This is a genomic window from Variovorax sp. BGA-UO-ETr-C22 (genome assembly GCF_059567965.1).
This window is the reverse complement of sequence record NZ_JCAQPA010000011.1, coordinates 1,325,620-1,350,100: the sequence shown is the minus strand read 5'-3', so window position 1 is coordinate 1,350,100 and position 24,481 is coordinate 1,325,620. Positions and strand designations below refer to the sequence as shown.

Annotated in this window: 23 protein-coding genes; 13 read left to right on the top strand and 10 right to left on the bottom strand. The window is 67.4% G+C overall.

Annotation, left to right across the window (positions count from 1 at the left end; genetic code table 11):
* Positions 1 to 6 precede the first annotated feature (6 nt).
* The 8 genes from lpxB to AC57B8_RS26335 all read left to right on the top strand — a co-directional run bounded on the left by lpxB (position 7) and on the right by AC57B8_RS26335 (position 9,075).
* The gene (lpxB, locus tag AC57B8_RS26370; protein ID WP_095947873.1) at positions 7 to 1,155 is read left to right on the top strand and encodes a lipid-A-disaccharide synthase; all 1,149 of its coding nucleotides are present in this window, start codon (positions 7 to 9) and stop codon (positions 1,153 to 1,155) included.
* The gene (rnhB, locus tag AC57B8_RS26365) at positions 1,127 to 1,858 is read left to right on the top strand and encodes a ribonuclease HII (protein WP_496481221.1); all 732 of its coding nucleotides are present in this window, start codon (positions 1,127 to 1,129) and stop codon (positions 1,856 to 1,858) included. The genes lpxB and rnhB overlap by 29 nt, the downstream gene beginning before the upstream one ends.
* Positions 1,859 to 1,865: 7 nt before the next feature.
* Positions 1,866 to 2,651: a TrmH family RNA methyltransferase gene (locus tag AC57B8_RS26360; protein ID WP_496481220.1), complete on the top strand. Its 786-nt coding sequence runs from the start codon at positions 1,866 to 1,868 to the stop codon at positions 2,649 to 2,651.
* Between the two features lie 142 nt (positions 2,652 to 2,793).
* Positions 2,794 to 3,978: a glutamine-hydrolyzing carbamoyl-phosphate synthase small subunit gene (gene carA, locus AC57B8_RS26355; RefSeq protein ID WP_095745192.1), complete on the top strand. Its 1,185-nt coding sequence runs from the start codon at positions 2,794 to 2,796 to the stop codon at positions 3,976 to 3,978.
* Positions 3,971 to 7,219: a carbamoyl-phosphate synthase large subunit gene (gene carB, locus AC57B8_RS26350; protein WP_496481219.1), complete on the top strand. Its 3,249-nt coding sequence runs from the start codon at positions 3,971 to 3,973 to the stop codon at positions 7,217 to 7,219. The genes carA and carB overlap by 8 nt, the downstream gene beginning before the upstream one ends.
* A gap of 12 nt (positions 7,220 to 7,231) precedes the next feature.
* Entirely contained in the window at positions 7,232 to 8,101 is an 870-nt protein-coding gene (gene kdoO / locus AC57B8_RS26345; RefSeq protein WP_496481218.1) for a Kdo hydroxylase KdoO, read from the top strand.
* A 66-nt stretch (positions 8,102 to 8,167) separates the two neighbouring features.
* Positions 8,168 to 8,644, top strand: coding sequence for a transcription elongation factor GreA (gene greA / locus AC57B8_RS26340; protein WP_056518766.1), 477 nt, complete (start codon positions 8,168 to 8,170; stop codon positions 8,642 to 8,644).
* An 8-nt stretch (positions 8,645 to 8,652) separates the two neighbouring features.
* Complete coding sequence (locus AC57B8_RS26335) at positions 8,653 to 9,075, top strand: DUF4149 domain-containing protein (RefSeq protein WP_496481217.1); 423 nt, start codon at positions 8,653 to 8,655, stop codon at positions 9,073 to 9,075.
* Between the two features lie 37 nt (positions 9,076 to 9,112).
* On the opposite strand, the gene AC57B8_RS26330 is transcribed toward AC57B8_RS26335, so the two are convergent.
* Positions 9,113 to 9,832: a glycosyltransferase gene (locus AC57B8_RS26330; protein ID WP_167395020.1), complete on the bottom strand. Its 720-nt coding sequence runs from the start codon at positions 9,830 to 9,832 to the stop codon at positions 9,113 to 9,115.
* A gap of 41 nt (positions 9,833 to 9,873) precedes the next feature.
* The gene (locus AC57B8_RS26325) at positions 9,874 to 10,353 is read right to left on the bottom strand and encodes a YhbY family RNA-binding protein (RefSeq protein ID WP_062471564.1); all 480 of its coding nucleotides are present in this window, start codon (positions 10,351 to 10,353) and stop codon (positions 9,874 to 9,876) included.
* A gap of 33 nt (positions 10,354 to 10,386) precedes the next feature.
* Between AC57B8_RS26325 and AC57B8_RS26320 the strand changes: the two genes are divergently transcribed.
* From AC57B8_RS26320 to AC57B8_RS26300, 5 genes are all read left to right on the top strand, one after another.
* Positions 10,387 to 11,055 (top strand): RlmE family RNA methyltransferase, encoded by a 669-nt coding sequence (locus AC57B8_RS26320; RefSeq protein WP_095947720.1) that lies wholly within the window; start codon positions 10,387 to 10,389, stop codon positions 11,053 to 11,055.
* A 166-nt stretch (positions 11,056 to 11,221) separates the two neighbouring features.
* Positions 11,222 to 13,138, top strand: a complete 1,917-nt coding sequence (gene ftsH, locus AC57B8_RS26315; RefSeq protein ID WP_062471558.1) for an ATP-dependent zinc metalloprotease FtsH — start codon at positions 11,222 to 11,224, stop codon at positions 13,136 to 13,138.
* A 115-nt stretch (positions 13,139 to 13,253) separates the two neighbouring features.
* Positions 13,254 to 14,066, top strand: coding sequence for a dihydropteroate synthase (gene folP / locus AC57B8_RS26310; RefSeq protein ID WP_496481216.1), 813 nt, complete (start codon positions 13,254 to 13,256; stop codon positions 14,064 to 14,066).
* Positions 14,063 to 15,400 carry a phosphoglucosamine mutase gene (gene glmM / locus AC57B8_RS26305; protein ID WP_369647160.1) on the top strand — a complete coding sequence of 446 codons (1,338 nt, stop codon included), beginning with the start codon at positions 14,063 to 14,065 and terminating at the stop codon, positions 15,398 to 15,400. Before folP ends, glmM begins: the two co-directional genes overlap by 4 nt.
* Positions 15,397 to 15,891: a GNAT family N-acetyltransferase gene (locus AC57B8_RS26300; protein ID WP_307693722.1), complete on the top strand. Its 495-nt coding sequence runs from the start codon at positions 15,397 to 15,399 to the stop codon at positions 15,889 to 15,891. The genes glmM and AC57B8_RS26300 overlap by 4 nt, the downstream gene beginning before the upstream one ends.
* Before the next feature lie 104 nt (positions 15,892 to 15,995).
* Here the strand turns inward: AC57B8_RS26300 and AC57B8_RS26295 are convergent, their stop codons facing one another.
* From AC57B8_RS26295 to AC57B8_RS26260, 8 genes are all read right to left on the bottom strand, one after another.
* The gene (locus tag AC57B8_RS26295) at positions 15,996 to 17,273 is read right to left on the bottom strand and encodes an acyl-CoA dehydrogenase family protein (protein ID WP_062471546.1); all 1,278 of its coding nucleotides are present in this window, start codon (positions 17,271 to 17,273) and stop codon (positions 15,996 to 15,998) included.
* Between the two features lie 34 nt (positions 17,274 to 17,307).
* A complete protein-coding gene (locus AC57B8_RS26290; protein WP_139706561.1) occupies positions 17,308 to 18,414 on the bottom strand; it encodes a phosphotransferase in 1,107 nt (368 codons plus the stop codon).
* An 11-nt stretch (positions 18,415 to 18,425) separates the two neighbouring features.
* Positions 18,426 to 19,145: a Crp/Fnr family transcriptional regulator gene (locus tag AC57B8_RS26285; RefSeq protein ID WP_496481215.1), complete on the bottom strand. Its 720-nt coding sequence runs from the start codon at positions 19,143 to 19,145 to the stop codon at positions 18,426 to 18,428.
* Between the two features lie 60 nt (positions 19,146 to 19,205).
* Positions 19,206 to 19,985, bottom strand: a complete 780-nt coding sequence (locus tag AC57B8_RS26280) for an oxepin-CoA hydrolase, alternative type (RefSeq protein WP_062471537.1) — start codon at positions 19,983 to 19,985, stop codon at positions 19,206 to 19,208.
* 26 nt (positions 19,986 to 20,011) lie between these two features.
* Positions 20,012 to 21,532 (bottom strand): 3-hydroxyacyl-CoA dehydrogenase, encoded by a 1,521-nt coding sequence (locus tag AC57B8_RS26275; protein WP_496481214.1) that lies wholly within the window; start codon positions 21,530 to 21,532, stop codon positions 20,012 to 20,014.
* A gap of 133 nt (positions 21,533 to 21,665) precedes the next feature.
* Complete coding sequence (locus tag AC57B8_RS26270; RefSeq protein ID WP_496481213.1) at positions 21,666 to 22,826, bottom strand: MFS transporter; 1,161 nt, start codon at positions 22,824 to 22,826, stop codon at positions 21,666 to 21,668.
* A gap of 4 nt (positions 22,827 to 22,830) precedes the next feature.
* Complete coding sequence (locus AC57B8_RS26265; protein WP_062471528.1) at positions 22,831 to 23,838, bottom strand: D-2-hydroxyacid dehydrogenase family protein; 1,008 nt, start codon at positions 23,836 to 23,838, stop codon at positions 22,831 to 22,833.
* A gap of 158 nt (positions 23,839 to 23,996) precedes the next feature.
* Positions 23,997 to 24,380 carry a hypothetical protein gene (locus tag AC57B8_RS26260; protein ID WP_496481212.1) on the bottom strand — a complete coding sequence of 128 codons (384 nt, stop codon included), beginning with the start codon at positions 24,378 to 24,380 and terminating at the stop codon, positions 23,997 to 23,999.
* Positions 24,381 to 24,481: the final 101 nt, after the last annotated feature.

Here is a 24,481-nt window from a genome sequence, read left to right as displayed (position 1 = left end):
GGCGCGATGAGCACGAACGAACAGCGCCGCTTCGCGCTGGTCGCGGGCGAAGCGTCCGGCGACCTGCTCGCGGGTTTGCTGCTCGACGGCCTCGAAGCCCGCTGGCCGGCCTTGCAGACCGTCGGCATCGGCGGCCCACGCATGCTGGCCCATGGCTTCCAGAGCTGGTGGCCGCAGGAAAAGCTGGCGGTGCGCGGCTACATCGAGGTGCTTCGGCACTACGCCGAGATCGCCGGCATCCGCCGCCAGCTCAAGGCCCGGCTGCTGCGCGAGCGCCCCGAGCTGTTCATCGGCGTCGATGCGCCCGATTTCAATCTTGACCTCGAAGCCGGCCTGCGCAGCGAGGGCATCAAGACGGTCCATTTCGTCTGTCCCTCGATCTGGGCCTGGCGCGCCGACCGCATCGACAAGATCCGCGCCGCCGCCGACCACGTGCTGTGCATCTTCCCGTTCGAGCCCGAACTGCTCGAAAAGCAGGGCGTGGCCGCGAGCTACGTGGGCCATCCGATTGCCAACGTGATCCCGATGACGCCCGACCGCGCCGCCGCCCGCGCCGCACTGGGGCTGGACCCCGAGGCGCAGGTCGTCGCGTTGCTGCCTGGCAGCCGCCGCTCCGAGATCCGCTACCTCGCGGCCCGCTTCTTCGCGGCCGCGGCGCTGATGCAGAAGGCGAAGCCGAAGCTGCAGTTCATCGCGCCGATCCTGCCGGGGTTGCGCGCCGAGGTCGAAAGCCTGCTGCAGGCCGCCGGCATGGCAGGGCGGGTGAAGCTGCTCGACGGCCAGTCCCATGCCGCGCTCGCCGCCTGCGACGTCACGCTGATCGCCAGCGGCACGGCCACGCTCGAGGCGGCGCTGTTCAAGCGCCCGATGGTCATCGCCTACAACATGAACGGGCTCTCGTGGCGCCTCATGCAGCGCAAGCAGCTGCAGCCCTGGGTGGGGTTGCCGAACATCCTTTGCCGCGAGTTCGTGGTGCCCGAACTGCTGCAGGAAGCCGCTTCGCCCGAGGCCCTGGCCAACGCCACGCTCGAATGGCTCGACGCGCCCGCGAAGACGCAGGCGCTGCAACAAAGATTTTCAGCGCTGCATGTGCAATTGCAGCGCGACACGCCCACACTGTGCGCCGATGCGATCCAGAAAGTTCTTGAAGGCTGAGCAGGCCCCGCTGGTGTGGGACGCGCCCGGCTTGATGGCGGGCGTCGACGAAGCTGGGCGCGGGCCGCTGGCCGGCCCCGTGGTGGCCGCGGCCGTGATCCTCGACGACCTACGCCCGATCCGCGGCCTGGCCGACTCCAAGACGCTCACGGCGCTGCAGCGCGAACGCCTGCACGACCAGATCCTGGCCAAGGCGCTGTGCTGCTCGATCGCCCAGGCCTCGGTCGAGGAGATCGACAGCCTCAACATCCTGCAGGCCACCATGCTCGCGATGCGTCGTGCGGTCGAAGGCCTACGGCTCAAGCCCGTCAAGGTGCTGGTGGACGGCAACCGCCTGCCCCGGCTCGACGTGCTGGCCGAGGCCATCGTCAAGGGCGACGCGCGGGTCAAGGCGATCTCGGCCGCCTCCATCCTGGCCAAGGTGCACCGCGACCGGCTCTGCACGCAACTGCACGACGAATTTCCGCACTACGGCTTCGCCGGCCACAAGGGCTACGGCACGCGCGAGCACCTCGAGGCGCTCCAGCGCCACGGGGCCTGCGTGCATCACCGCCGGTCGTTCAGCCCGGTGGCGGCGGCGCTGGCGCGCACGGCCGCAGAAACTTCAGGCGTCGACGTCTTGGCCGGCGAGGTTTCGGTCGCCCACGTGATCGGCGCCGCCGAAAACAACAGCGCACGCCTCGATCCGCGCGCCGCCCCCTGAGCTCGCCATGACCACCGACACCGGCCCGAGCCACATCAGCTCGCGCGACAACCCCTTGCTCAAAGAACTGCGCAAGCTCGCGCAAGACCCGGGCGCCTATCGCAAGCTCGGCCGGCTCTGGCTCGAGGGCGACCACCTGTGCCGTGCGGCGCTGGCCCGCGGCGTCCGGCCGGCGGTGGCGGTGTTTTCGGAAGCGTTCTGGCCCTCGGCACCCGCCGAATGGGTACAGAGTGCTATCAAAACGGTAGTGGTCGCCGACGACCTGCTGCGCGCAGTGAGCGGCCTGGAGTCACCCGCGCCGATGGGCTTCGTGCTCGACCTGCCGCCGCGGCCCGAAATCCTGCCCGACGCCCCGAGCGTGGTGCTCGACCGCCTGCAGGATGCCGGCAATGCCGGCTCCATCCTGCGCAGCGCGGCGGCTTTCGGCTTCACCCAGGTGATCGCGCTCAAGGGCACGGCCGCCCTGTGGGCGCCGAAGGTGCTGCGCGCCGGCATGGGGGCCCACTTCGGCCTACGGCTGGTCGAAGGCGTGGACATCGACGCGCTCGATGCGCTGCGGGTGCCGCTGGTGGCCACCAGCTCGCACCGGGGTGAATGGCTGCACAAGGCCGACCTGCCGCACCCCTGCGCCTGGCTGATGGGCCACGAGGGGCAGGGCGTTTCGGCCGCGTTGGAGGCCCGGGCCGCCCACCACATCCGCATTGCGCAACCGGGCGGCGAGGAGTCGCTCAACGTGGCGGCGGCGGCCGCCATCTGCCTGCACGCAAGCGGAGCAGCCCTGCAGGCCAAATAACACACCCAGTCCGAGCTACAATCGGGGGCTTACTCGCAAATCAGCGTCGCCCGGCCGCCTTCAACGCCAAAATCCCCTTAAGCAGCAGTCCGCAGGCAACGCGCCTGGGGCTCCGGGCGACCGTAACCATCCGGAGAACCCAGTGCTTTTGTCTCTCAAGGGAAGTTTCCCGCCCGCCATCCTGGCGCTCGCAGACGGCACGGTCTTTCTCGGCAACTCGATCGGAGCCGCCGGCTCCACGACCGGTGAAGTGGTGTTCAACACCGCGATGACCGGTTACCAGGAAATCCTCACCGACCCCAGCTACTGCCAGCAGATCGTCACCCTGACGTATCCGCACATCGGCAACTATGGCGTCAACGGCGAGGACATCGAAGCCGACAAGATCCATGCCGCGGGCCTGATCATCAAGGACCTGCCCCTCGTCGCTTCCAACTTCCGCAAGACCGCCACGCTGACCGAGTACCTCGTGTCCGGCAACACGGTGGCCATTGCGAACATCGACACCCGCAAGCTCACGCGCCACCTGCGCACCCACGGCGCGCAGAACGGCTGCATCCTGGGCCTGGCCGCGGGCGAGACCGTGACGCAGGCGCTGATCGACAAGGCCATCGCCGCCGCCAAGGCCGCGCCCAGCATGGCTGGCCTCGACTTGGCCAAGGTGGTGTCGGTCAAGCAGACCTACGAATGGACTGAAACCGAGTGGAAGCTTGGCGCGGGCTACGGCGTGCAGATCACGCCGCAGTTCCACGTGGTTGCGTTCGACTACGGCGTCAAGAAGAACATCCTGCGCATGATCGCGCAGCGCGGCGCACGCATCACCGTGGTGCCGGCGCAGACGCCCGCGGCCGACGTGCTCAAGCTCAAGCCCGATGGCATCTTCCTGGCCAACGGCCCCGGTGACCCGCAGCCCTGCGACTACGCCATCAGCGCCGTCAAGGAACTGATCGAAACCGGCATCCCCACCTTCGGCATCTGCCTGGGCCACCAGATCATGGCGCTCGCCTCGGGCGCCAAGACCTTCAAGATGAAGTTCGGCCACCATGGCGCGAACCATCCGGTGAAGGACCTGGACAACGGCCGCGTGAGCATCACCAGCCAGAACCACGGCTTCGCGGTCGACGAGAAGTCGCTGCCGGCCAACCTGCGTCCCACCCACATCAGCCTGTTCGACAACACGCTGCAGGGCCTGGCGCGCACCGACAAGCCCGCGTTCTGCTTCCAGGGCCACCCCGAAGCCTCGCCGGGCCCGCACGACATCGGCTACCTGTTCGATCGCTTCACGGCACTCATGGAAAAGCACAAGACGGAGAACAAGAATGCCTAAGCGCACCGACCTCAAATCGATCCTCATCATCGGCGCTGGCCCGATCATCATCGGCCAGGCCTGCGAATTCGACTACTCCGGCGTGCAGGCCTGCAAGGCGCTGCGCGAAGAGGGCTACAAGGTCATCCTGATCAACAGCAACCCCGCGACGATCATGACCGACCCGGCCACGGCCGACGTCACCTACATCGAGCCCATCACCTGGCAGACGGTTGAAAAAATCATCGCCAAGGAACGCCCCGACGCGATCCTGCCGACCATGGGCGGCCAGACCGCGCTGAACTGCGCGCTCGATCTGTGGCGCAACGGCGTGCTCGACAAGTACACCGGCACGGCCACGAACCGCCCGATCGAGCTGATCGGCGCCACGCCCGAAGCCATCGACAAGGCCGAAGACCGCCTGAAGTTCAAGGACGCGATGACCAAGATCGGCCTGGGCTCGGCGCGTTCGGGCATCGCCCACACGCTCGACGAGGCGTGGGCCGTGCAGAAGACGGTCGGCTTCCCGGTCGTCATCCGCCCCAGCTTCACGCTGGGCGGCACCGGCGGCGGCATCGCCTACAACCCGGAAGAGTTCGAGACCATCTGCAAGCGCGGCATCGAAGCCTCGCCGACCAACGAGCTGCTGATCGAAGAGTCGCTGCTCGGCTGGAAAGAGTACGAGATGGAAGTCGTGCGGGACAAGGCCGACAACTGCATCATCGTCTGCTCGATCGAAAACCTCGACCCGATGGGCGTGCACACCGGCGACTCGATCACCGTGGCCCCCGCGCAGACGCTGTCCGACAAGGAATACCAGATCCTGCGCAACGCCTCGCTGGCCGTGCTGCGCGAGATCGGCGTGGACACCGGCGGCTCGAACGTGCAGTTCTCCATCAACCCGAAGGACGGCCGCATGGTCGTCATCGAGATGAACCCGCGCGTGTCGCGCTCCTCGGCGCTGGCCTCCAAGGCCACGGGCTTCCCGATCGCCAAGGTCGCGGCCAAGCTGGCTGTGGGCTACACGCTCGACGAGCTGCGCAACGAGATCACCGGCGGCGCCACGCCGGCGTCGTTCGAACCGTCGATCGACTACGTGGTCACCAAGATCCCGCGTTTCGCTTTCGAAAAGTTCCCGCAGGCCGACTCGCGCCTCACGACGCAGATGAAGTCGGTGGGCGAGGTGATGGCCATGGGCCGCACCTTTCAGGAATCGTTCCAGAAGGCCCTGCGCGGCCTCGAAGTGGGCGTCGACGGCCTCAACGAAAAGACGCAGGACCGCGAAGTGCTCGAGAAGGAACTGGGCGAGCCCGGTCCCGAGCGCATCTGGTACGTGGGCGATGCCTTCGCCATGGGCCTGAGCGTGGACGAAGTGTTCGCGCTGACCAAGATCGACCCATGGTTCCTGGTGCAGATCGAAGAGATCGTGAAGATCGAACTCGAACTGGAAACCAAGTCGCTGGACAACATCGACAAGGACACGCTGCTCGCTCTGAAGAAGAAGGGCTTCTCCGACCGTCGCCTGGCAAAGCAGCTGAAGACCACCGACACGGCCATTCGCGAGAAGCGCCGCGCCCTGGGCGTGCGCCCGGTCTACAAGCGCGTGGACACCTGCGCAGCCGAGTTCGCGACCAACACCGCCTACATGTACTCGACCTACGAGGACGAGTGCGAGGCCGACCCGACGGACAAGAAGAAGATCATGGTGCTCGGCGGCGGTCCCAACCGCATCGGCCAGGGCATCGAGTTCGACTACTGCTGTGTGCACGCCGCGCTCGCCATGCGCGAAGACGGCTACGAGACCATCATGGTCAACTGCAATCCCGAGACCGTGTCGACCGACTACGACACCTCGGACCGCCTGTACTTCGAGCCGTTGACGCTCGAAGACGTGCTCGAGATCGTCGACAAGGAAAAGCCGCTCGGCGTGATCGTGCAGTACGGCGGCCAGACGCCGTTGAAGCTCGCGCTCGACCTCGAAGCCAACGGCGTGCCGATCATCGGCACCTCGCCCGACATGATCGACGCGGCCGAAGACCGTGAGCGCTTCCAGAAGCTGCTGCACGAGTTGGGCCTGCGCCAGCCGCCGAACGCCACCGCGCGCACCGAACCCGAAGCGCTCGAAAAGGCTGCGGCACTGGGCTATCCGCTGGTGGTGCGTCCGAGCTACGTGCTCGGCGGCCGTGCGATGGAAATCGTGCACGAGCAGCGCGACCTCGAGCGCTACATGCGCGAGGCCGTGAAGGTCAGCAACGACTCGCCGGTGTTGCTTGACCGCTTCCTGAACGACGCCGTCGAATGCGACGTCGACTGCATCCGTGACGCCGAAGGCGGCACGCTGATCGGCGGCGTGATGGAACACATCGAACAAGCCGGCGTGCACTCGGGCGACTCCGCCTGCTCGCTGCCGCCCTACAGCCTGAACGCCGACACGGTGGCCGAGCTTAAGCGCCAGAGCGCTGCCATGGCCGCTGCGCTGAACGTGGTCGGCCTGATGAACGTGCAGTTCGCCATCCAGCAGAAGGACGGCAAGGACGTCATCTACGTGCTCGAAGTGAACCCGCGTGCCTCGCGCACCGTGCCTTACGTGAGCAAGGCCACGGGCATCCAGCTGGCCAAGGTGGCGGCACGCTGCATGGCCGGCCAGTCGCTCGCGTCGCAGGGCGTGACCAAGGAAGTCACGCCGCCGTACTTCAGCGTGAAGGAAGCCGTGTTCCCGTTCGTCAAGTTCCCGGGCGTGGACACCATCCTCGGCCCCGAGATGAAGTCGACCGGCGAAGTCATGGGTGTGGGCAAGACCTTCGGCGAAGCCTTCGTGAAGTCGCAGCTGGGCGCGGGCACGCTGTTGCCCAAGTCGGGCAAGGCCTTCATCTCGGTGAAGAACAACGACAAGGCACGTGCCGTCGAAGTGGCGCGCGGCCTGGCCAAGCTGGGCTTCGAGCTGGTCGCCACCAAGGGCACCGCCGCGGCCATCAGCGCTGCCGGCATCGCCTGCGAGACGGTCAACAAGGTGACCGAAGGCCGCCCGCACATCGTGGACATGATCAAGAACAACGAGATTGCCTTGGTCATCAACACGGTGGAAGAGCGCCGCAACGCGATCACCGACTCGCGCCAGATCCGCACCTCGGCACTGCTGGCGCGCGTGACCACCTTCACCACGATCTTCGGCGCCGAAGCCGCGGTCGAAGGCATGGGCTTCATGGACGAGCTGGGCGTGATCTCGGTGCAGGAGATGCACGCGCAGCTGGCCGCCGCCTGACCGGGCACCGCCATGGAAACGCAGCTGGTCGAACTGGACCTCGCGGACTGGAATGCGGCCACGCCCAACGAGACGTGGATCGCGGAACTGGAAGCCGGCAAGGTGCTGTACTTCCCGCGGCTGGGCTTCGAGCTGCTGCCTGAAGAGCGCAGCCTGCTGACGCCCAGCCTGCTGTCGCCCGACGTGCGCAACATCAGCCTCGACGCCCACGGCAAGCTCAAGGGCGCCGTGGGTGACGAGGCGGTGCAGCGCGCCGCGGCGGCGATGGTGAAGCGTTTTCGCACGCAGGCGCAGCAGCTCATCCATGGGCTGCTGCCGCACTACACGCCGGCCTTGCGCCTGGCGCCGACCAGCTACCGGCCGGCCCAGGTCGAGACGCGCGTGCAGTCGTGGCGCGCCGACGACCGACGCCTGCACGTCGATGCGTTCCCGTCGCGCCCCAACTACGGCGAGCGCATCCTGCGCGTGTTCACCAACGTCAATCCCGACGGCGCACCGCGCGTGTGGCGTGTGGGCGAGCCTTTCGAGGACGTCGCCAAGCGCTTCCTGCCGCGGGCCAAGCCCTATGCGCGCTGGCAAGCCAAGTTGCTGCAGGCGCTGCACGTCACCAAGTCGTTCCGCAGCGAGTACGACCACCTGATGCTGCAGCTGCACGACGGCATGAAGTCGGACATGGCGTACCAGGAAAACTCGCCCCAGGAAACGGCGAAGTTCCCGCCCGGTTCGGCGTGGGTGTGCTTCTCGGACCAGACCTCGCACGCCGTGATGGCGGGCCAGTACATGCTCGAGCAGACCCTTCATCTGGCCGCATCGAAGCAATACAATCCCGAATCGAGCCCGCTCGCCATCCTGAGCCGGCTGACCGGACGCACACTCGTCTGATCAATTCCCTCAATCGACCGCCGAACGGCAGCGTTCGGCGGTTTCGCTTTATGGAGAACCAACAACATGGCCACCATTCCGATCACCAAGCGCGGCGCTGAAAAACTGCGCGCCGAACTGCACCAGCTCAAGACGGTCGACCGTCCCTGGGTCATCAACGCCATTTCCGAGGCACGCGCCCAGGGCGACCTGAGCGAAAACGCCGAGTACGAAGTCGCCAAGGACCGCCAGGGCTTCATCGAAGGCCGCATCCAGGAAGTCGAAGGCAAGCTCTCGGCCGCGCAGATCATCGACCCGAGCGAGCTCGATGCCGGCGGCAAGGTGGTGTTCGGCTCGACCGTCGAACTCGAGGAAGAAGAGTCGGGCGATGCCGTCAAGTACCAGATCGTGGGCGAAGACGAAGCCGACCTGAAGCTCGGCCTGATTAACATCTCCAGCCCGATCGCACGCGCGCTGATCGGCAAGGAAGAGGGCGACACGGCCGAAGTGCAGGCGCCGGGCGGCCTCAAGCGCTACGAGATCGTGGCGGTCCGCTACCTCTGAACGGGCGAATGAAAGACCGCGTCGCGCTGATGCTGGCGGCCCTCTGGTGGGGCAGCCTCAGCACCATCGGCTTCCTGGTCGTGCCGATGCTGTTCGCCCGGCTCGGCAACCCGGCGGTGGCCGGCAATTTCGCGGCCCAGTTGTTCGAGGCGCAAAGCTGGATCGCCATCGGCTGCGGGCTGATCCTGCTGATCCATTTCCGCCAGAAGGCCGACGACGGCATGACCGGGCCGGTGTTGACGGCCATCTTCCTGGTGCTGGCGGCGCTGCTGCTGGCGCTGTTGCAGCAGTACGCCGTGGCGCCGCGCATCATGGCGCGCGACAACCTCAAGCTGTGGCACGCCGTGGGCACGGGCATGTACTTTGTTCAGTGGGCGTGCGTCGGCACGTTGCTGTGGCGCATGGGCGCCGCCGCTCGGGCGCCACGCTGAACCGGGGCGGCGACACGGATCGCCGCCGCCTCCGGCTTTACTCTTTCCAGTGCTTGGCGACCCAGCTCGCCGGCCGGATGTAGCGGAAGGCGCGGTTGCGCCGTCCCGCCAGCGCATCGGGCGGGTTGCACTCGCCGTGGAACACCATCACGCGGGCGCCTTCGGGCACGAAGGGCTCTTCCCAGTAATTGGTCGGCCAGGTCGGGATGCCGTGGTACTTGAAGCTCGGGCACCAGGCCGCCGGCCAGTAGGCCAGCTTGCCCTGCTTGTGCAACACGTCCGACAGGTAGGCCTGCTCGTTGCGGTATTCGGCCTGCACCTTGTCCATGTTGGCGCGGAAGTACGCCAGCACGTCGGCGTGGGCGCCCAGCTCGAAGCGGTAGACCGATGAATTGCCCGTGATCCGCTCGCGCCGCCAGGGGCGGGCGTAGTCGTGAATGATCAGGAATTCGCCGGGCTGCTCGAAGAAGGCGTCCAGGCTGCCGACGATGACCACGTCGACGTCCAGGAAGAGGGCGGTGCCGCGCAGGCCGTGCAGGTCCTGCTCGAAGGTCGTGAGCTTCTTCCAGGCGCCGTCACGCTGGCCCGGGGCCAGCTGGAGGTTGAGCGGCGGAATGGGCAGGCACGTCACTTCGGGGCGGATGCCGTTGCCATCGTCGGTCAGGCAGACGAACTTGAAGTCGCCGCTGAGGTGGCGGCGCACCATGGCGTAGAGCCGGTTGACGTACTCGGGGCCGTACTTAGTGCCCCACTTCATGCAGAGGATATGGCGCTGGGCGCCTTGCGCTGCCACCAAGTTCAGTCCGCCTGGTTGCGTTTCTTGGCCGACAGCGGGCGCTTGGCCTTGGCGCGCTTGATGGTGCCGCCAGGGGTGAGGCGCTGGTTGCCGAGCACGCGCAGGGTCTTGATTTCGGGGCGCTGGCCGCCGCGCTTGCTGTACTTGACGATCTTCACGTCCCGCGGGCCGGGCATGCGGTCTTCGTCGATGACACGCTCTTTTTCGGGCTTCGGGCGCCACAGCACGAGCAGCTTGCCGATGTGCTGGATCGGGGCGGCGTCGAGCTCGTCGGCGAGCTCCTGGAGCATGGCGTCGCGGGCGAGGCGGTCGTCGGAGAAGACGCGCACCTTGATCAGGCCATGGGCCTTCAGGGCCGCGTCGGCCTCCTTTTTCACGGCAGGGGTGAGCCCGTCTCCACCGACCATGACGATCGGATCCAGGTGGTGAGCTTCGGCGCGGTGCACCTTGCGCTCGGCAGGGGTAAGTTGAATGGCGGGCATCCCCGTATTATCGACGCGTACACGAACACCCTCATGAGCACCAAAGCCAAAAGCAAAAAAGTCAACAAGGCGTGGCTTCACGACCACATCAACGACCCCTACGTGAAGCTCGCGACCAGAGAGGGCTACCGCGCCCGCGCGGCTTACAAGCTCAAGGAAATCGACGAGTCGCTCGGGCTGGTCAAGCCCGGCCAGCTGGTGGTCGACCTCGGCTCGACCCCGGGCGCCTGGAGCCAGTACCTGCGGCGGCGCATGTCGCCCGGCGGGGCGGCGGTCGGCGACCTCAACGGCACCATCATCTCGCTCGACCTGCTGCCGATGGAGCCCATCGAAGGCGTGACCTTCCTGCAGGGCGACTTCCGCGAAGACGCACTGCTGGCGCAGCTCCTGGCGGTGCTGGACGGCCGCAAGGCCGACTTGGTGGTGTCCGACATGGCGCCCAACCTGTCGGGCATCCATTCGGCCGACGCTGCCCGGGTGGCGCACCTGATCGAGCTGGCCATCGACTTCGCCCAGCACCACATGAAGCCCGAAGGGGCATTGGTGGCCAAGGTCTTCCACGGCAGCGGGTACGACGAATTGGTCAAGATGTTCAAGGCCAATTTCCGCGTCGTGAAGCCGCTCAAGCCCAAGGCATCGCGCGACAAATCGGCCGAGACCTTCCTCATCGGCAGGGGATTGAAGGCGCTCGATACGCATTGATACCTTGCCGCAGCGTGCCCTCCAGGGGCGCAAACCCTTGTCAGCCTATGGCTGCTATAGGGAAATGTCCGCTTTTCGCAGCTTGAAAAGCCTAAAATGGGGCGCAATTGCGTACCCTCAGCGCGTATTTCATATTCCCGTCACGCGCTTTCGACTGGAGCTTCGTTTGAACAATCAGTGGTTTTCCAAAGTTGCCGTATGGCTCGTCATTGCCATGGTGTTGTTCACTGTGTTCAAGCAGTTCGACACCCGCGGTGGCGTCGGCTCGGGAACGGTGAGCTATTCCGAGTTCCTGGACCAGGTCCGCAACAACCAGATCAAGAGCGCCATCATTCCTGAAGGCGCCGGCGGCGGCGAGATCGTCGCCGTCACCAACGACGATCGCAAGATCCGCACGACCGCCACGGTCCTCGACCGCGGCCTCGTGGGCGACCTGATCGACCACAACGTCAAGTTCGACGTCAAGCCGCGCGAAGAGGGCTCGCTCCTCATGACCCTGCTGGTCAGCTGGGGCCCGATGCTGCTGCTGATCGGCGTGTGGATCTACTTCATGCGCCAGATGCAGGGCGGCGGCAAGGGCGGGGCGTTCAGCTTCGGCAAGAGCAAGGCCCGCATGATGGACGAGAACAACAACACGGTCACTTTCGCCGACGTCGCAGGCTGCGACGAGGCCAAGGAAGAAGTCCGTGAAGTCGTCGACTTCCTCAAAGACCCGCAACGCTTCCAGAAGCTCGGCGGCCGCATTCCGCGCGGCCTGCTGCTGGTCGGCCCTCCGGGCACCGGCAAGACGCTGCTGGCCAAGTCGATCGCCGGCGAAGCCAAGGTGCCGTTCTTCTCGATCTCGGGTTCCGATTTCGTTGAAATGTTCGTCGGCGTGGGCGCGGCCCGCGTGCGCGACATGTTCGAGAACGCCAAGAAGAACGCGCCTTGCATCATCTTCATCGACGAAATCGATGCGGTGGGTCGCCAGCGCGGCGCCGGCCTCGGCGGCGGCAACGACGAGCGCGAGCAGACCCTCAACCAGATGCTGGTCGAGATGGACGGCTTCGAAACCAACCTCGGCGTGATCGTTGTGGCTGCAACCAACCGCCCCGACATCCTCGACGCCGCACTGCTGCGCCCGGGCCGTTTCGACCGTCAGGTGTACGTCACGCTGCCCGACATCCGCGGCCGCGAGCAGATCCTGGCCGTCCACATGCGCAAGGTCCCGCTGGGCCAGGACGTGAATCCGAGCGTGATCGCCCGCGGCACGCCCGGCATGTCGGGTGCCGACCTGGCCAACCTGTGCAACGAAGCCGCCCTGATGGCCGCCCGCCGCAATGCGCGCGTGGTCGAGATGCAGGACTTCGAGAAGGCCAAGGACAAGATCTTCATGGGCCCCGAGCGCAAGAGCATGGTCATGCCCGAGGAAGAGCGCCGCAACACGGCCTACCACGAGTCCGGCCACGCCCTCATCGGCAAGCTGCTGCCCAAGTGCGACCCGGTCCACAAGGTCACGATCATTCCGCGTGGCCGCGCCCTCGGCGTGACCATGAGCCTGCCGTCGCAGGACCGCTACAGCTACGACCGCGAGTACATGCTGAACCAGATCAGCATGCTGTTCGGCGGCCGCATCGCCGAAGAAGTGTTCATGCACCAGATGACCACCGGCGCCAGCAACGACTTCGAGCGCGCGACCTCCATCGCCCGCGACATGGTCACGCGCTACGGCATGACCGACGCGCTGGGCCCGATGGTCTATGCCGAGAACGAAGGCGAAGTGTTCCTGGGCCGCTCGGTCACCAAGACGACCAACATGAGCGAACAGACCATGGAAAAGGTCGACGGCGAGGTGCGCCGCATCATCGACGAGCAGTACGCCCTGGCGCGCCGCCTCATCGAAGAGAACAGCGACAAGATGCACGCCATGGCCAAGGCGCTGCTCGAATGGGAAACCATCGACAGCGAACAGCTCGACGACATCATGGCCGGCCGCGCACCGCGCCCGCCCAAGGACTGGACGCCGCGCATTCCGCCTTCGGGCAGCGGCGGCAGTGGTGGCACGCCGGCCGTCAATCCTGACCCGGCGCCGACCGCCGCTTGAGGTGGACTTGAAATCAAGCAACAACGGGGCCCCTGGCCCCGTTTTCCATGGTGAGCCAGATGGTGCGGTTTGGCAGACCTCGCGTTTCAGGATTGACCTCGCGCAGCCGCGCGTGATGGGCATCGTCAACGTCACGCCCGACTCCTTCTCCGACGGCGGCGCGCATGCGTCGACCGAGACGGCGCTGAAGCACTGCGAGCAGTTGCTGAAGGAGGGCGCCGACATCCTCGACATCGGCGGTGAATCGACCCGCCCCGGCAGCCCCGCCGTGCCGCTCGACGCCGAGCTGGCGCGCGTGCTGCCCGTGGTGCGCGAGGCCGTGAAGCTGAACGTGCCGCTGTCGATCGACACCTACAAGCCCGAGGTGATGCGCGCCGTGCTCGACCTGGGCGCGGACATCGTCAACGACATCTGGGCGCTGCGCCAACCCGGCGCGCGCGAGGCCGTGGCGGCGCACCCGACCTGCGGCATCTGCCTGATGCACATGCACCGCGACCCGCAGACCATGCAGACGCTGCCGATGCAGGGCGACGTGATTCCCGAGGTGCTGGCTTTCTGGGACGCACAACTGGCGCCCCTGACGGCGCTGGGTATCGACCCTGCGCGCATCACGCTCGATCCGGGCGTCGGTTTCGGCAAGAGCGTGGCGCAGAACTTCGCGCTCCTCGGTCGACAGCGGGAATTGTTGGCAACCGGTTACCCCTTGTTGCTAGGTTGGTCCCGCAAGTCCTCCATCGGGGCCGTCACCGGCATCGACAATGCATCCGGGCGTACCGTGCCCAGCGTGGCAGCCGCCGTGCTGGCCGTGGACCGCGGTGCGGCGGTCGTGCGGGTGCACGACGTACGCGACACCGTCGCCGCCCTCGCCGTATGGCGTGCCATGCGCGCGGAAGCACCGCAAGAACACCTTCAAAGAGCAACAACATGACCCGTAAGTATTTCGGCACCGACGGCATCCGCGGCACGGTCGGCCAATCGCCCATCACCCCCGATTTCGTGCTGCGCCTCGCACACGCCGTCGGCCGCGTGCTCAAGAAAACCCAGGCCCGTCCCACGGTGCTGATCGGCAAGGACACCCGCATCTCGGGCTACATGCTCGAGTCGGCGCTCGAGTCGGGCTTCAATTCCGCCGGCGTCGACGTGGTGCTGCTCGGTCCGCTGCCCACGCCGGGCGTGGCCTACCTCACGCGCGCCCAGCGCGCCAGCCTGGGCGTGGTGATCAGCGCCAGCCACAACGCCTTTCCCGACAACGGCATCAAGTTCTTCAGCGCGCAGGGCACCAAGCTCGACGACGCCTGGGAGCTGGCCGTCGAGGCCGCGCTCGAGGAAGAGCCCGTCTGGGTGGATTCGGCCAACCTGGGCAAGGCCCGCCGCCTCAACGACGCGGACGGCCGCTACATCGAGTTCTGCAAAAGCACCTTCGCCAACGACCTGTCGCTGCGCGGCATGAAGCTGGTGGTCGATGCCGCCCACGGCGCGGCCTACCAGGTGGCGCCGAACGTGTTCCACGAACTGGGCGCGGACGTCACCAGCATCGGCTGCGCGCCCGACGGGCTCAACATCAACAAGGGCTTCGGCGCCACGCATCCCGAGGCGCTGGTCGCCACCGTGACGGCTCAGAAGGCCGACTACGGCATCGCGCTGGACGGCGACGCCGACCGGCTGCAGCTGGTCGATGCCACCGGCCGCCTGTTCAACGGCGACGAGCTGCTGTACCTGATGGTGGCCGAACGCATCGCGCGCGGCGAGAAGCCGGCGGGCGTGGTCGGTACGCTCATGACCAACAAGGCCGTCGAGATGGCCCTGCGTGCGCAGGACATCGAGTTCGTGCGCGCCAAGGTCGGCGACCGCTACGTGCTCGAGGAGCTCGACAAGCGTGGCTGGCTGCTCGGCGGCGAGGGCTCCGGCCACCTGCTGGCGCTCGATCGCCACACCACGGGCGACGGCATCGTCAGCGCGCTGCAGGTGCTGCAGGCCTGCGTGCGCAGCGGCAAGACGGTGGCGCAGCTGCTCGAAGGCGTCACGCTGTTCCCGCAGACGCTCATCAACGTGCGCCTCGCGCCCGACCAGGACTGGAAGAGCAACCAGGCGCTCGCCAGCGAAACCAAGCGCATCGAGGCCGAGTTGGGCGATGCGGGCCGCGTGCTGATCCGTGCGAGTGGCACCGAGCCGCTGGTGCGCGTGATGGTCGAGGCGCGCGATCCGAAGCAGTCGCAGTCCTGCGCCGAGCGTCTCGCGGCCACGCTCAAGCCTGCCGCATGACGACGACGGGCCGCATCGAAACCCGCCTGGCCGACTACCGCGATCCGCTGCAGGCTGCGGCCGTGGTCGAACTGCTCGACAGCTACGCGCGAGACCCCGCCGGCGGTGGCACGCCGTTGCCCGCATCGGTGCGCGAAGGCCTGCCTGCCGCGCTGGCGGCGCGTCCGCAGGCGTTCAGCGTGCTGGCCTTCGACGGCGACACGCCCGTGGGCCTGATCAACTGCATCGAGGGTTTCTCGACCTTCGCATGCCAGCCCTTGGTCAATGTGCACGACGTGGTCGTGCGCGCCAGCCACCGCGGCCAGCGCGTGGCGCAACAGATGTTTGCGCAGGTCGAGCGGGAAGCCCGCCGGCGCGGCGCCTGCAAGCTCACGCTCGAGGTGCTGTCGGGCAATGCGCCCGCGCTGCGCAGCTATGAGCGCGAAGGCTTCGTCAGCTACCAGCTCGACCCGGAATTCGGTCACGCCGTCTTCCTGCAGAAGAAGCTCTGACCGACTCGGGCCAATGAAAATGCCGCCGACGCGCAGGGCGTGGGCGGCATGGCCGAAGCAGAAAAGAGAAGGGCGCGGCGAACGCGCCCTTTCTTTTTTCCGGATCAGAAGCGCGTGACAGGCGCGTCGGCGGTGGCACCCGACTTGTCGGCGGCGTACTTGCCCAGCTCCCACTTGGCGATCGCGTTGCGGTGCACTTCGTCCGGACCGTCGGCAAAGCGCAGGGTGCGCGCCTGGGCATAAGCCGAGGCCAGCGGGAAGTCGTCGCACATGCCGCCGCCGCCGTGGACCTGCATGGCCCAGTCGATGACCTGGCAGGCCATGGTGGGCGCCACCACCTTGATCATGGCGATCTCGGTGCGCGCGACCTTGTTGCCGGCCACGTCCATCAGCCAGGCGGCCTTCAGCGTGAGCAGGCGGGCCATGTCGATCTTGCAGCGCGCTTCGGCGATGCGTTCCTGCGTGACGGTCTGCGAGGCGACGGTCTTGCCGAAGGCCACGCGCGACGAGGCGCGCTTGCACATCAGCTCGAGCGCGCGCTCGGCCAGGCCGATCAGGCGCATGCAGTGGTGGATGCGTCCGGGGCCAAGGCGACCCTGGGCGATCTCGAAGCCACGGCCTTCGCCCAGCAGGATGTTGCCCACGGGCACGCGCACGTTCTCGAAGTACATCTCGACGTGGCCGTGCGGCGCGTCGTCGTAGCCCATCACGTTCAGCGGGCGCACGATGCGGATGCCCTTGGCATCGGCCGGCACGATGACCATGCTCTGCTGCGAGTGCTTGGGCGCTTCGGGATCGGTCTTGCCCATGGTGACGAACACGGCGCAGCGCGGGTCGGCGGCGCCGGAGATCCACCACTTGTGGCCGTTGATGACGTACTCGTCGCCCTGGCGCTCGATGCGGGTGGCGATGTTGGTGGCATCGCTGGAGGCGACGTCAGGTTCGGTCATCGCGAAGGCCGAGCGGATCTGGCCTTCGAGCAGCGGCTTGAGCCAGCGCGCCTTGATCTCTTCCGAGCCGTAGCGGGCGATGGTTTCCATGTTGCCGGTGTCGGGCGCCGAGCAGTTGAAGGCTTCCGATGCCCATGGCACCCGGCCCATGATCTCGGCCAGCGGGGCGTATTCCTGATTGGTCAGGCCCGCACCCTCATAGCCCGAGGCCGAGGCGCTGTCGACTGGCAGGAACAGGTTCCACAGGCCTTGTGCCTTGGCCTTGGCCTTGAGCTTCTCGACGGTCTGCAGGGCGCTCCAGCGCTTGCCGGCGACCGTGTTGGCGGCCAGTTCGGCGCTGTACTCGGCTTCGGCCGGGTAGATGTGGTCTTCCATGAAGGCGAGAACGCGCTTCTGAAGCTCCTTGGTTTTGGCCGAATATTCGAAATCCATGCTGTCTCCTGGTGGGGTTAAGGGGGAGGGCTGGCTATGCCTTTTGGGCAAATTGCCAGGCCATCTCGGCCATCGGCCGTGCGCCACGGGCGGACGCCACGGCTTGCTCGCTCGATGCGGTACCGGCTTCGACGCGTTTCGCAATGCCCTGCAGGATGGCGGCCATGCGAAACAGGTTGTAGGCCTGGTAAAAATTCCAGTCGGGCGCCAGCGCCTCGGGCGTGCTGATGCGCGTGCGCTCGCAATAGCGGGCGATGTATTCGCTCTCGGTGGGAATGCCCAGCGCCGCCACGTCCACGCCGCCGATGCCGCGGCCGGTGGTGGGGGGCATGTGCCACGACATGCAGTGGTAGCTGAAGTCGGCCAGCGGGTGGCCCAGCGTGGAGAGCTCCCAGTCGAGCACCGCGATGATGCGCGGTTCGGTGGCGTGGAACATCACGTTGTCCAGGCGGTAGTCGCCATGCACGATGGAGACCTTGCTCTCGTCGCGTGCGCTCGCCGGCATGTGGGCGGGCAGCCAGTCGATCAGGCGCTCCATGGCCTCGATGGGCTGCGAGAGTTCGCCGGCGCCGTCGGCCGAGGCCTTGTACTGTTTGCTCCAGCGGCCGATCTGGCGCTCGAAGTAGTTGCCGGGCTTGCCGTAGTCGCCCAGGCCGCGGGCGGCGAAGTCGACCGTGTGCAGCGCCGCGATGACGCGGTTCATCTCGTCGTAGTAGGCGGCGCGTTCGGCGTTGCTGAAGCCGGGCAGCGACTGGTCCCACAGCACGCGGCCCTGCATGAACTCCATGATGTAGAAGGCGCGGCCGATGATGGACTCGTCTTCGCACAGGCAGTACATGCGCGGCACGGGCACATCGGTGCCCTGCAGGCCGCGCATCACCTTGTATTCGCGCTCGACCGCATGGGCCGAGGGCAGCAGCTTGGCGACCGGGCCGGGCTTGGCGCGCATCACGTAGCTCTGCGTGGGCGTGACGAGCTTGTAGGTCGGGTTGGACTGACCGCCCTTGAACATCTCGACCGTCAGCGGACCCTGGAAGCCCTCGAGGTTCTTTTCGAGCCAGGCCGCAAGCGCGTCCACGTCGAAGGTGTGCTGTTGGGACACCGCGCGGGTGCCGATGAAACTGGAGAAGTCCTGGCTCATGTCGAATCTTTTTAGTTGTCTGCTTCAGAGATGTGCATCAGCGCCGAGCGGTCCAGCACGATCAGTCCGGCCGGCTCGATCCGGATGGTGCCCTCGCGCTCCATCGTCTTGAGTTCCTGGTTGACCCGCTGGCGCGAGGCGCCGAGCAGCTGCGCGAGTTCTTCCTGCGCCAGTTGCAGGCCGATGCGCGTCTGACTGCCGTCGTCCAGGTTGGGCACGCCGTAGCTGCGCACCAGATGGATGAGCTGCTTGGCCAGGCGTGCGCGCAAGGGCAGGGTGTTGAGGTCTTCCACCAGCCCGAAGAGCGTGCGGATGCGGCGTGCCTGCAGCCGCATCAGCGCTTCGTACAGCTCGACGTGCGTGGCCAGGATCTTCTGGAAGTCGGCCCGCGCCACGCACAGCACGGTGGTGTCGCCGTGCGAGTACGTGTCGTGCGTGCGCCGCTCCCCGTCGAACATCGCCACGTCGCCGAACCAGATGCCCGGCTCGACGTAGGTCAGCGTCACCTGCTTGCCCGACACCGCGGTCGAGCTCACGCGCAACGCCCCCTTGGCACAGGCGATCCAGTGCTCGGGCGGGTCGCCGCGCGCGGCGAGCAGGTCGCCGTCCTTGTAGCGTTTGACAAAGGCGCATCGGAGGATGTCGTGCCGTAGCGATGGAGATAGGGAAGAAAACCAGCGACCACTGTTGATCGCTTCACGTTCTTCGATGGTAAGAATGGGGTCGTCCATGGTCTGTCCTCTCGGCGACTGAAAAGCTGTGGGGTGTCTCGGGAGCGACGCCGTGAGGCGTCACTCGTAGCGTGGCGGTGTCTTGTCGAGGAACGCGGCAATGCCGATGCCCGCGTTCGCGTGGTGCAGGTTGCGCACGAAATGATCGCGCTCCTGCGATAGCTGCGACGCCAGTGTGGCGCCGCGCGCGTCGCTCAGCAGCTCCTTGATGCTGGCCAGCGAGTTCGGTGCGCGCGCGTTCAGGCGGGTGGCCAGGGCCAGCGCGCCGGCCAGCGCCTGTCCGCTGTCGGTGAGCTCGTTGACGAGGCCGAAGGCATGCAGGCGCGCGGCCTCGATGCGCTCGCCGTTCATCAGCCATTCGCTCGCCAGCTGGCGCGGCAGCGCCTGCCCGAGGTGCCAGCTGAGGCCGCCGTCGGGCGACAGCGCCACATTGCTGTACGAGGCCGCGAACACGGCGTCGCGCGCGGCCACGACGAAGTCGCAGGCCAGCGCGAGCGAGAAGCCGGCGCCGGCCGCCGCACCCTCGACAGCCGCGATGACCGGCTTGGGAAAGGTGCGGATCGAGTCGATCCAGTTGTGCAGGCCCTCGATGCTCTCGGCCTGCACGGAGCGGTCGAGCTGGCGGTTGGCCAGCAGTCGCTGCAGCGAGCCGCCGGCGCAGAACCACGCGCCTTCGCCCACGATGACGACGCTGCGGATCTCGTCGCTGCTCTCGGCGCCGTTCAGCGCCTCGATGCCGGCGGCATAGATCTCGGGGCCCAGTGCATTGCGCTGGGTCGGGTTGACGATGGTCAGCACCATGGTGCTGCCTTCGCTGGTGCTCTTGAGTTCGGCGGTCATGGCGTGTGTGCCTGTTCGTTCGTTATTTATTCTTCTTCGTGCAGCAGGCTCAGGCCCAGCGCGCCGCGGCGGCGCAACCACGGGCTCGGGCGATAGCGCGGGTCGCCATACACGGTCTGCAGGTTGAACAGCACCTCGAGCATGTTGGTCGGTCCGTAGAGGTTGCCCATGGCGAGCGGGCCGCGCGGATAGCCCAGGCCCAATTGCACGGCGGTCTCGAGGTCGGCCGGCGTGCACACGCGCTGCTGGCACATGTCGGCGGCGATGTTGACGATGGCGCCGATCACGCGCTGCGTGACGAAGCCGCCGCTATCGCGGATCACGCTCACGGCCTTGCCGTCGCGCGCGAAGAGGGCGTGCGCGGCGTCGCGCACGTCGCGGCGCGTGGCCGGGTTGGTGGCGAGCACGCGGCGCTTGGTGGCGGCGTCGTCGATCAGCATGTCGATGCCGACGGTGCGCGTGGCGTCCAGCCGCTCGACCGCCGCGACCGTCGTCACGTCGAAGCCCAGCGGCGCGACCAGGATGATCGACTGCGGTGCGGGAGCGCTGCCGCTGTCGATCTGCGCACCCAGCGTGTTCACCAGGCGCAGCAGTTCGGCGCGGCGCGCGGCACGCGGCGACACCCAGACCGCGGGCGTGCCTTCGATCACCGGCGCCGGCGCTTCGGGCGTTTGCTGCATCACGCCGTTTTCATAGCGGTAGAAGCCTTCGCCCGTCTTGCGGCCGAGTGCGCCGGCGGCCAGGCGCTGCGCGGTGATCACGCTCGGGCGGAAGCGCGGCTCTTCGAAGTACTGGTGGTAGATCGACTCCATCACCGGATGCGACACGTCGAGCGCCGTGAGGTCGAGCAGCTCGAACGGGCCGAGGCGAAAGCCTGCCTGGTCCTTCAGGATGCGGTCGATGGTGGCGAAGTCGGCCACGCCTTCGCCGACGATGCGCAGCGCCTCGGTGCCGTAGCCGCGGCCCGCGTGGTTGACGATGAAGCCCGGCGTGTCCTGCGCCTGCACGGCGCTGTGGCCCATCTGCGTGGCGTAGCCGGCCAGCTTCTGGCAGACCTCGGGCGAGGTCTTGAAGCCCGCCACCACCTCGACCACCTTCATCAGCGGCACGGGGTTGAAGAAGTGGAAGCCCGCGAAGCGCGCGGGTTGCTGCAGGCCGGCCGCGATGGCGGTGACCGACAGCGACGAGGTGTTGGTGACCAGCGTGGCGGTGGGCGCGACCACGTCCTCGAGCTCGCGAAACAGCGTGCGCTTGACCTCGAGGTTTTCGACGACGGCCTCGACCACGAGGTCGCAGCCTGCGAGCGCCTGCATGCCGTCGACCGCCTTCACGCGCGCCACATAGGCGTCGCGCGTGGGGGCGTCGATCTTGCCCTTCTCGTGCAGCTTGCTCCATTGGGCGGCGAGGGCTTCGCGGCCACGCTCGGCGGCACCGGCGAAGCTGTCGAGCAGCAGCACTTCGCTGCCGGCCTGGGCGGCGATCTGCGCGATGCCGCGCCCCATGGCGCCGGCGCCGATCACGCCGATTCGGGGGTAGTTCACTGTCATGGGATCAAGGTTCTCATGGGTTGGTGGGTGTCCGGGGCGGCCACGCCGGCGCGGGTGCGCGACGCGGACGAAAGCTCCGATTTTGCAATCTCGCGGGAGGCCCGCGCCCCGGGTGTTACGCGGGGCATCGGAATCAGGCCGGGCGGCGGCTGCGGTCGATGGCGATGCTCAGGCCCATCGCCAGCAGCATCAGTGCAAAACCGACCCGGCTCATCCACTCGGTGGCGTCGTTCGCCAGCAGCCAGCCGCCCAGCGCCGCACCCAGGGCCTGGCCGATGTAGATGCCCGAGCTGTTGAGCGCCACCGAGCCCGGCGCCAGGGCGGGCGCCAGCCCCACGAGGCGCGCCTGCTGCGAGGAGTTGGTGGCGAAGCAGCCCAGGCCCCAGGGCACGAGCACCACCGCGAGCCACGCCAGCGTGCTGGCCAGCGGCCACAGCAGCAGGCTGAGCGCGATCAGCCCGGTCGTCAACAGCACCATGCGCCCGGCGCCGACGCGGTCGATGTAGCGGCTCACCACCATGTTGCCCAGCAGGCCAAAGGCGCCGAACAGCGCCCACATCAGGCTCAGCGTGTTGGCGTCGGCGCCGAAGCCCTGCTTGAGCAGCGGGCCGAAATAGCTGAACAGCACGAACTGGCCGACGCCCTGCAGCGCCGTGACCGACACGATGCCCATCAGCACCGGGCTGCGCAGCACGCGCGACCAGGCCGCGGCCGTGAGTGCGGCGGGCCGGATGCCGTTGGGCAGCGTGAGCCAGACCGAGGCGGCGCTCACGACGCTGAGCGCCGCGATGGCCATGAAGGCCATGCGCCAGCCCAGGTGGCCGCCGATCAGCGCGCCGATCGGCAGGCCCAGCACCGAGGCCACCGACCAGCCGAGAAAGACGAAGGTGACGGCGCGCCCGCGCTGCTCGGGCGGCACCAGCATGCCGGCGCAGGCCGCGGCCTGGGGCGTGAAGATGGCGGGCGCGATCACCGTGAGCATGCGCACCGGCAGCAGCGCGCCGAAGCTGGGCACGAGCGCCGCAACCACGTGCCACGCGGCGTACCAGAGCAGGGTGAGGGCGAGCAGCTTGCGGCGGTCCCAGCCGGCGACCGCGGCGGCCAGCAGCGGGGCGCCCAGGCACATCACGAAGGCGGCCGCACTGATCAGCTGGCCGGCCGTGGCGACCTTGATGGCCAGCGAGGCGCTGATTTCATTGAGGGTGCCCGGCACGACCATCACGCCCGTGCCGATCACGAAATTGCCGGCCAGCAGCGCCCAGAGCGCGCCTCGCTGCGGCGCGGGCCGGCTCATGCGTTCACCGCCGGACCTGCAGCGCGCCGGGGTTCACGATGTTCGTGGGGTTGCCCTTGATGAAGCTCACGACGTTGTCGAACGCCTGGCCGAAGTAGCTTTCGTAGCTTTCCTGCTCGACGTAGCCGATGTGCGGCGTGCAGATGCAGTTTTCGAGGCGCAGGAGCGCATGGCCCTGCAGCGGCGGCTCGCTCTCGAACACGTCGATGGCCGCCAGTCCGGGGCGCCCGCGGTTGAGCGCGGCCAGCAGGGCATCGGCTTCGACCAGCTCGGCGCGCGAGGTGTTGACGAACAGCGCCGTCGGCTTCATGCGCGAGAGGTCTTCGAGCTTGACGAGGCCCTGGGTGTCCTCGTTGAGCCGCAGGTGCACCGACAGCACGTCGGCGGCGGCAAAGAATTCGTGGCGGTTCTGCGCCACCTGGAAGCCGTCGGAGCGCGCCTTGGCGCAGCTGGCCTCGCGGCCCCAGATCACGACCTGCATGCCGAAGGCCTGCCCGTAGCGGGCCACCAGCTGGCCGATGCGGCCGTAGCCCCAGATGCACAGCGTCTTGCCCTTGAGCACCGAGCCCACGCCGAAATTCGGCGGCATCGATGCCGACTTGAGGCCCGACTGCTGCCAGGCCCCGTGCTTGAGGTTGCTGATGTACTGCGGCAGGCGGCGCATGGCCGCCATGATCAGCGCCCAGGTGAGTTCGGCGGGCGCCTGCGGCGAGCCCGAGCCCTCGGCCACCGCCACGCCGCGTTCGGTGCAGGCCGTGACGTCGATGTGGCCGCCGACGCGACCGGTCTGGGAAATCAGCTTGAGCTTGGGCAGCTTCTCGATCAGCTGGCGGGAGATCTGGCTGCGCTCGCGGATGAGCACGATGACGTCCGCATCCTTGAGGCGAACCGACAGCTGACCGATGCCCTTGACCGTGTTGGTGTAGACCTTGGCGGCGTAAGCGTCCAGCTTGGCAGCGCACTGCAGCTTGCGCACGGCGTCCTGGTAGTCGTCGAGGATCACAATGTTCATGGCATGCCATTGTGCCTCGCAGCATCGGCACGTCGCACGTGTGAACGTTTGGATACCCCGTGCCAAATGGCGCCCGGGAGGCCTGTTTCAGACCGTTGGGGGTGAATCCGCCGTGCGCGTGCGGGGCGCACAGGCACAGCGGGTTCGTTTGCACCTTCTCAGTGCAGGTGGCTGGGGCGGGGCGTGCCGCTCCCGGTTTCCGCAGCTTCCAGCGCGGCGAGCCGGTCGAGTTCGGCGCACACGTCGGCCATGCGGCCGGAAATCACGACCCGGTTGGCGCAGCCACGCTGCGTGCCTTGGCGGTCGACCACGCGGACCACACGCAGCGGGCGTGCAGGCGCGGCGGCGGCGGATGGCGAGCTGGCAGGCGCGGAGCCGCCAGCGGGGCGCGCCGTGCAAGCGGGGCGGATGGACACGTAGCGCAGGCCGGCGGCTGCGTCGCTGCTGTCACCGTGCGACGGGCGGCGGGCGGGCATCCAGCGGGTGGCCAGCGATTGCAGGGGTGACCAGAGGTCGGCGATGGCGAGGAGGGCGATTCCCATGTGAACTCCAAAAAAGTATGAGGTTGAACACAGGCAGGATTTCTTGAATCGGCCACGACAGGGTGATGGCGACTTCGCGCCATACGCCCGCCACCTGTCGC

Excerpts from the sequence above, each read along its gene's own strand:
- carB (WP_496481219.1), top strand. The coding sequence starts at position 3,971 with ATGCCTAAGCGCACCGACCTCAAATCGATCCTCATCATCGGCGCTGGC.
- AC57B8_RS26265 (WP_062471528.1), bottom strand. The coding sequence starts at position 23,838 with ATGAACATTGTGATCCTCGACGACTACCAGGACGCCGTGCGCAAGCTG.
- lpxB (WP_095947873.1), top strand. The coding sequence starts at position 7 with ATGAGCACGAACGAACAGCGCCGCTTCGCGCTGGTCGCGGGCGAAGCG.
- AC57B8_RS26285 (WP_496481215.1), bottom strand. The coding sequence starts at position 19,145 with ATGGACGACCCCATTCTTACCATCGAAGAACGTGAAGCGATCAACAGT.
- AC57B8_RS26320 (WP_095947720.1), top strand. The coding sequence starts at position 10,387 with ATGAGCACCAAAGCCAAAAGCAAAAAAGTCAACAAGGCGTGGCTTCAC.
- AC57B8_RS26295 (WP_062471546.1), bottom strand. The coding sequence starts at position 17,273 with ATGGATTTCGAATATTCGGCCAAAACCAAGGAGCTTCAGAAGCGCGTT.
- AC57B8_RS26325 (WP_062471564.1), bottom strand. The coding sequence starts at position 10,353 with ATGCCCGCCATTCAACTTACCCCTGCCGAGCGCAAGGTGCACCGCGCC.
- kdoO (WP_496481218.1), top strand. The coding sequence starts at position 7,232 with ATGGAAACGCAGCTGGTCGAACTGGACCTCGCGGACTGGAATGCGGCC.
- AC57B8_RS26270 (WP_496481213.1), bottom strand. The coding sequence starts at position 22,826 with ATGAGCCGGCCCGCGCCGCAGCGAGGCGCGCTCTGGGCGCTGCTGGCC.
- AC57B8_RS26330 (WP_167395020.1), bottom strand. The coding sequence starts at position 9,832 with ATGAAGTGGGGCACTAAGTACGGCCCCGAGTACGTCAACCGGCTCTAC.
- AC57B8_RS26260 (WP_496481212.1), bottom strand. The coding sequence starts at position 24,380 with ATGGGAATCGCCCTCCTCGCCATCGCCGACCTCTGGTCACCCCTGCAA.
- glmM (WP_369647160.1), top strand. The coding sequence starts at position 14,063 with ATGACCCGTAAGTATTTCGGCACCGACGGCATCCGCGGCACGGTCGGC.
- AC57B8_RS26360 (WP_496481220.1), top strand. The coding sequence starts at position 1,866 with ATGACCACCGACACCGGCCCGAGCCACATCAGCTCGCGCGACAACCCC.
- AC57B8_RS26335 (WP_496481217.1), top strand. The coding sequence starts at position 8,653 with ATGAAAGACCGCGTCGCGCTGATGCTGGCGGCCCTCTGGTGGGGCAGC.
- rnhB (WP_496481221.1), top strand. The coding sequence starts at position 1,127 with ATGCGATCCAGAAAGTTCTTGAAGGCTGAGCAGGCCCCGCTGGTGTGG.
- AC57B8_RS26275 (WP_496481214.1), bottom strand. The coding sequence starts at position 21,532 with ATGACAGTGAACTACCCCCGAATCGGCGTGATCGGCGCCGGCGCCATG.
- greA (WP_056518766.1), top strand. The coding sequence starts at position 8,168 with ATGGCCACCATTCCGATCACCAAGCGCGGCGCTGAAAAACTGCGCGCC.
- AC57B8_RS26290 (WP_139706561.1), bottom strand. The coding sequence starts at position 18,414 with ATGAGCCAGGACTTCTCCAGTTTCATCGGCACCCGCGCGGTGTCCCAA.
- AC57B8_RS26280 (WP_062471537.1), bottom strand. The coding sequence starts at position 19,985 with ATGACCGCCGAACTCAAGAGCACCAGCGAAGGCAGCACCATGGTGCTG.
- folP (WP_496481216.1), top strand. The coding sequence starts at position 13,254 with ATGGGCATCGTCAACGTCACGCCCGACTCCTTCTCCGACGGCGGCGCG.
- AC57B8_RS26300 (WP_307693722.1), top strand. The coding sequence starts at position 15,397 with ATGACGACGACGGGCCGCATCGAAACCCGCCTGGCCGACTACCGCGAT.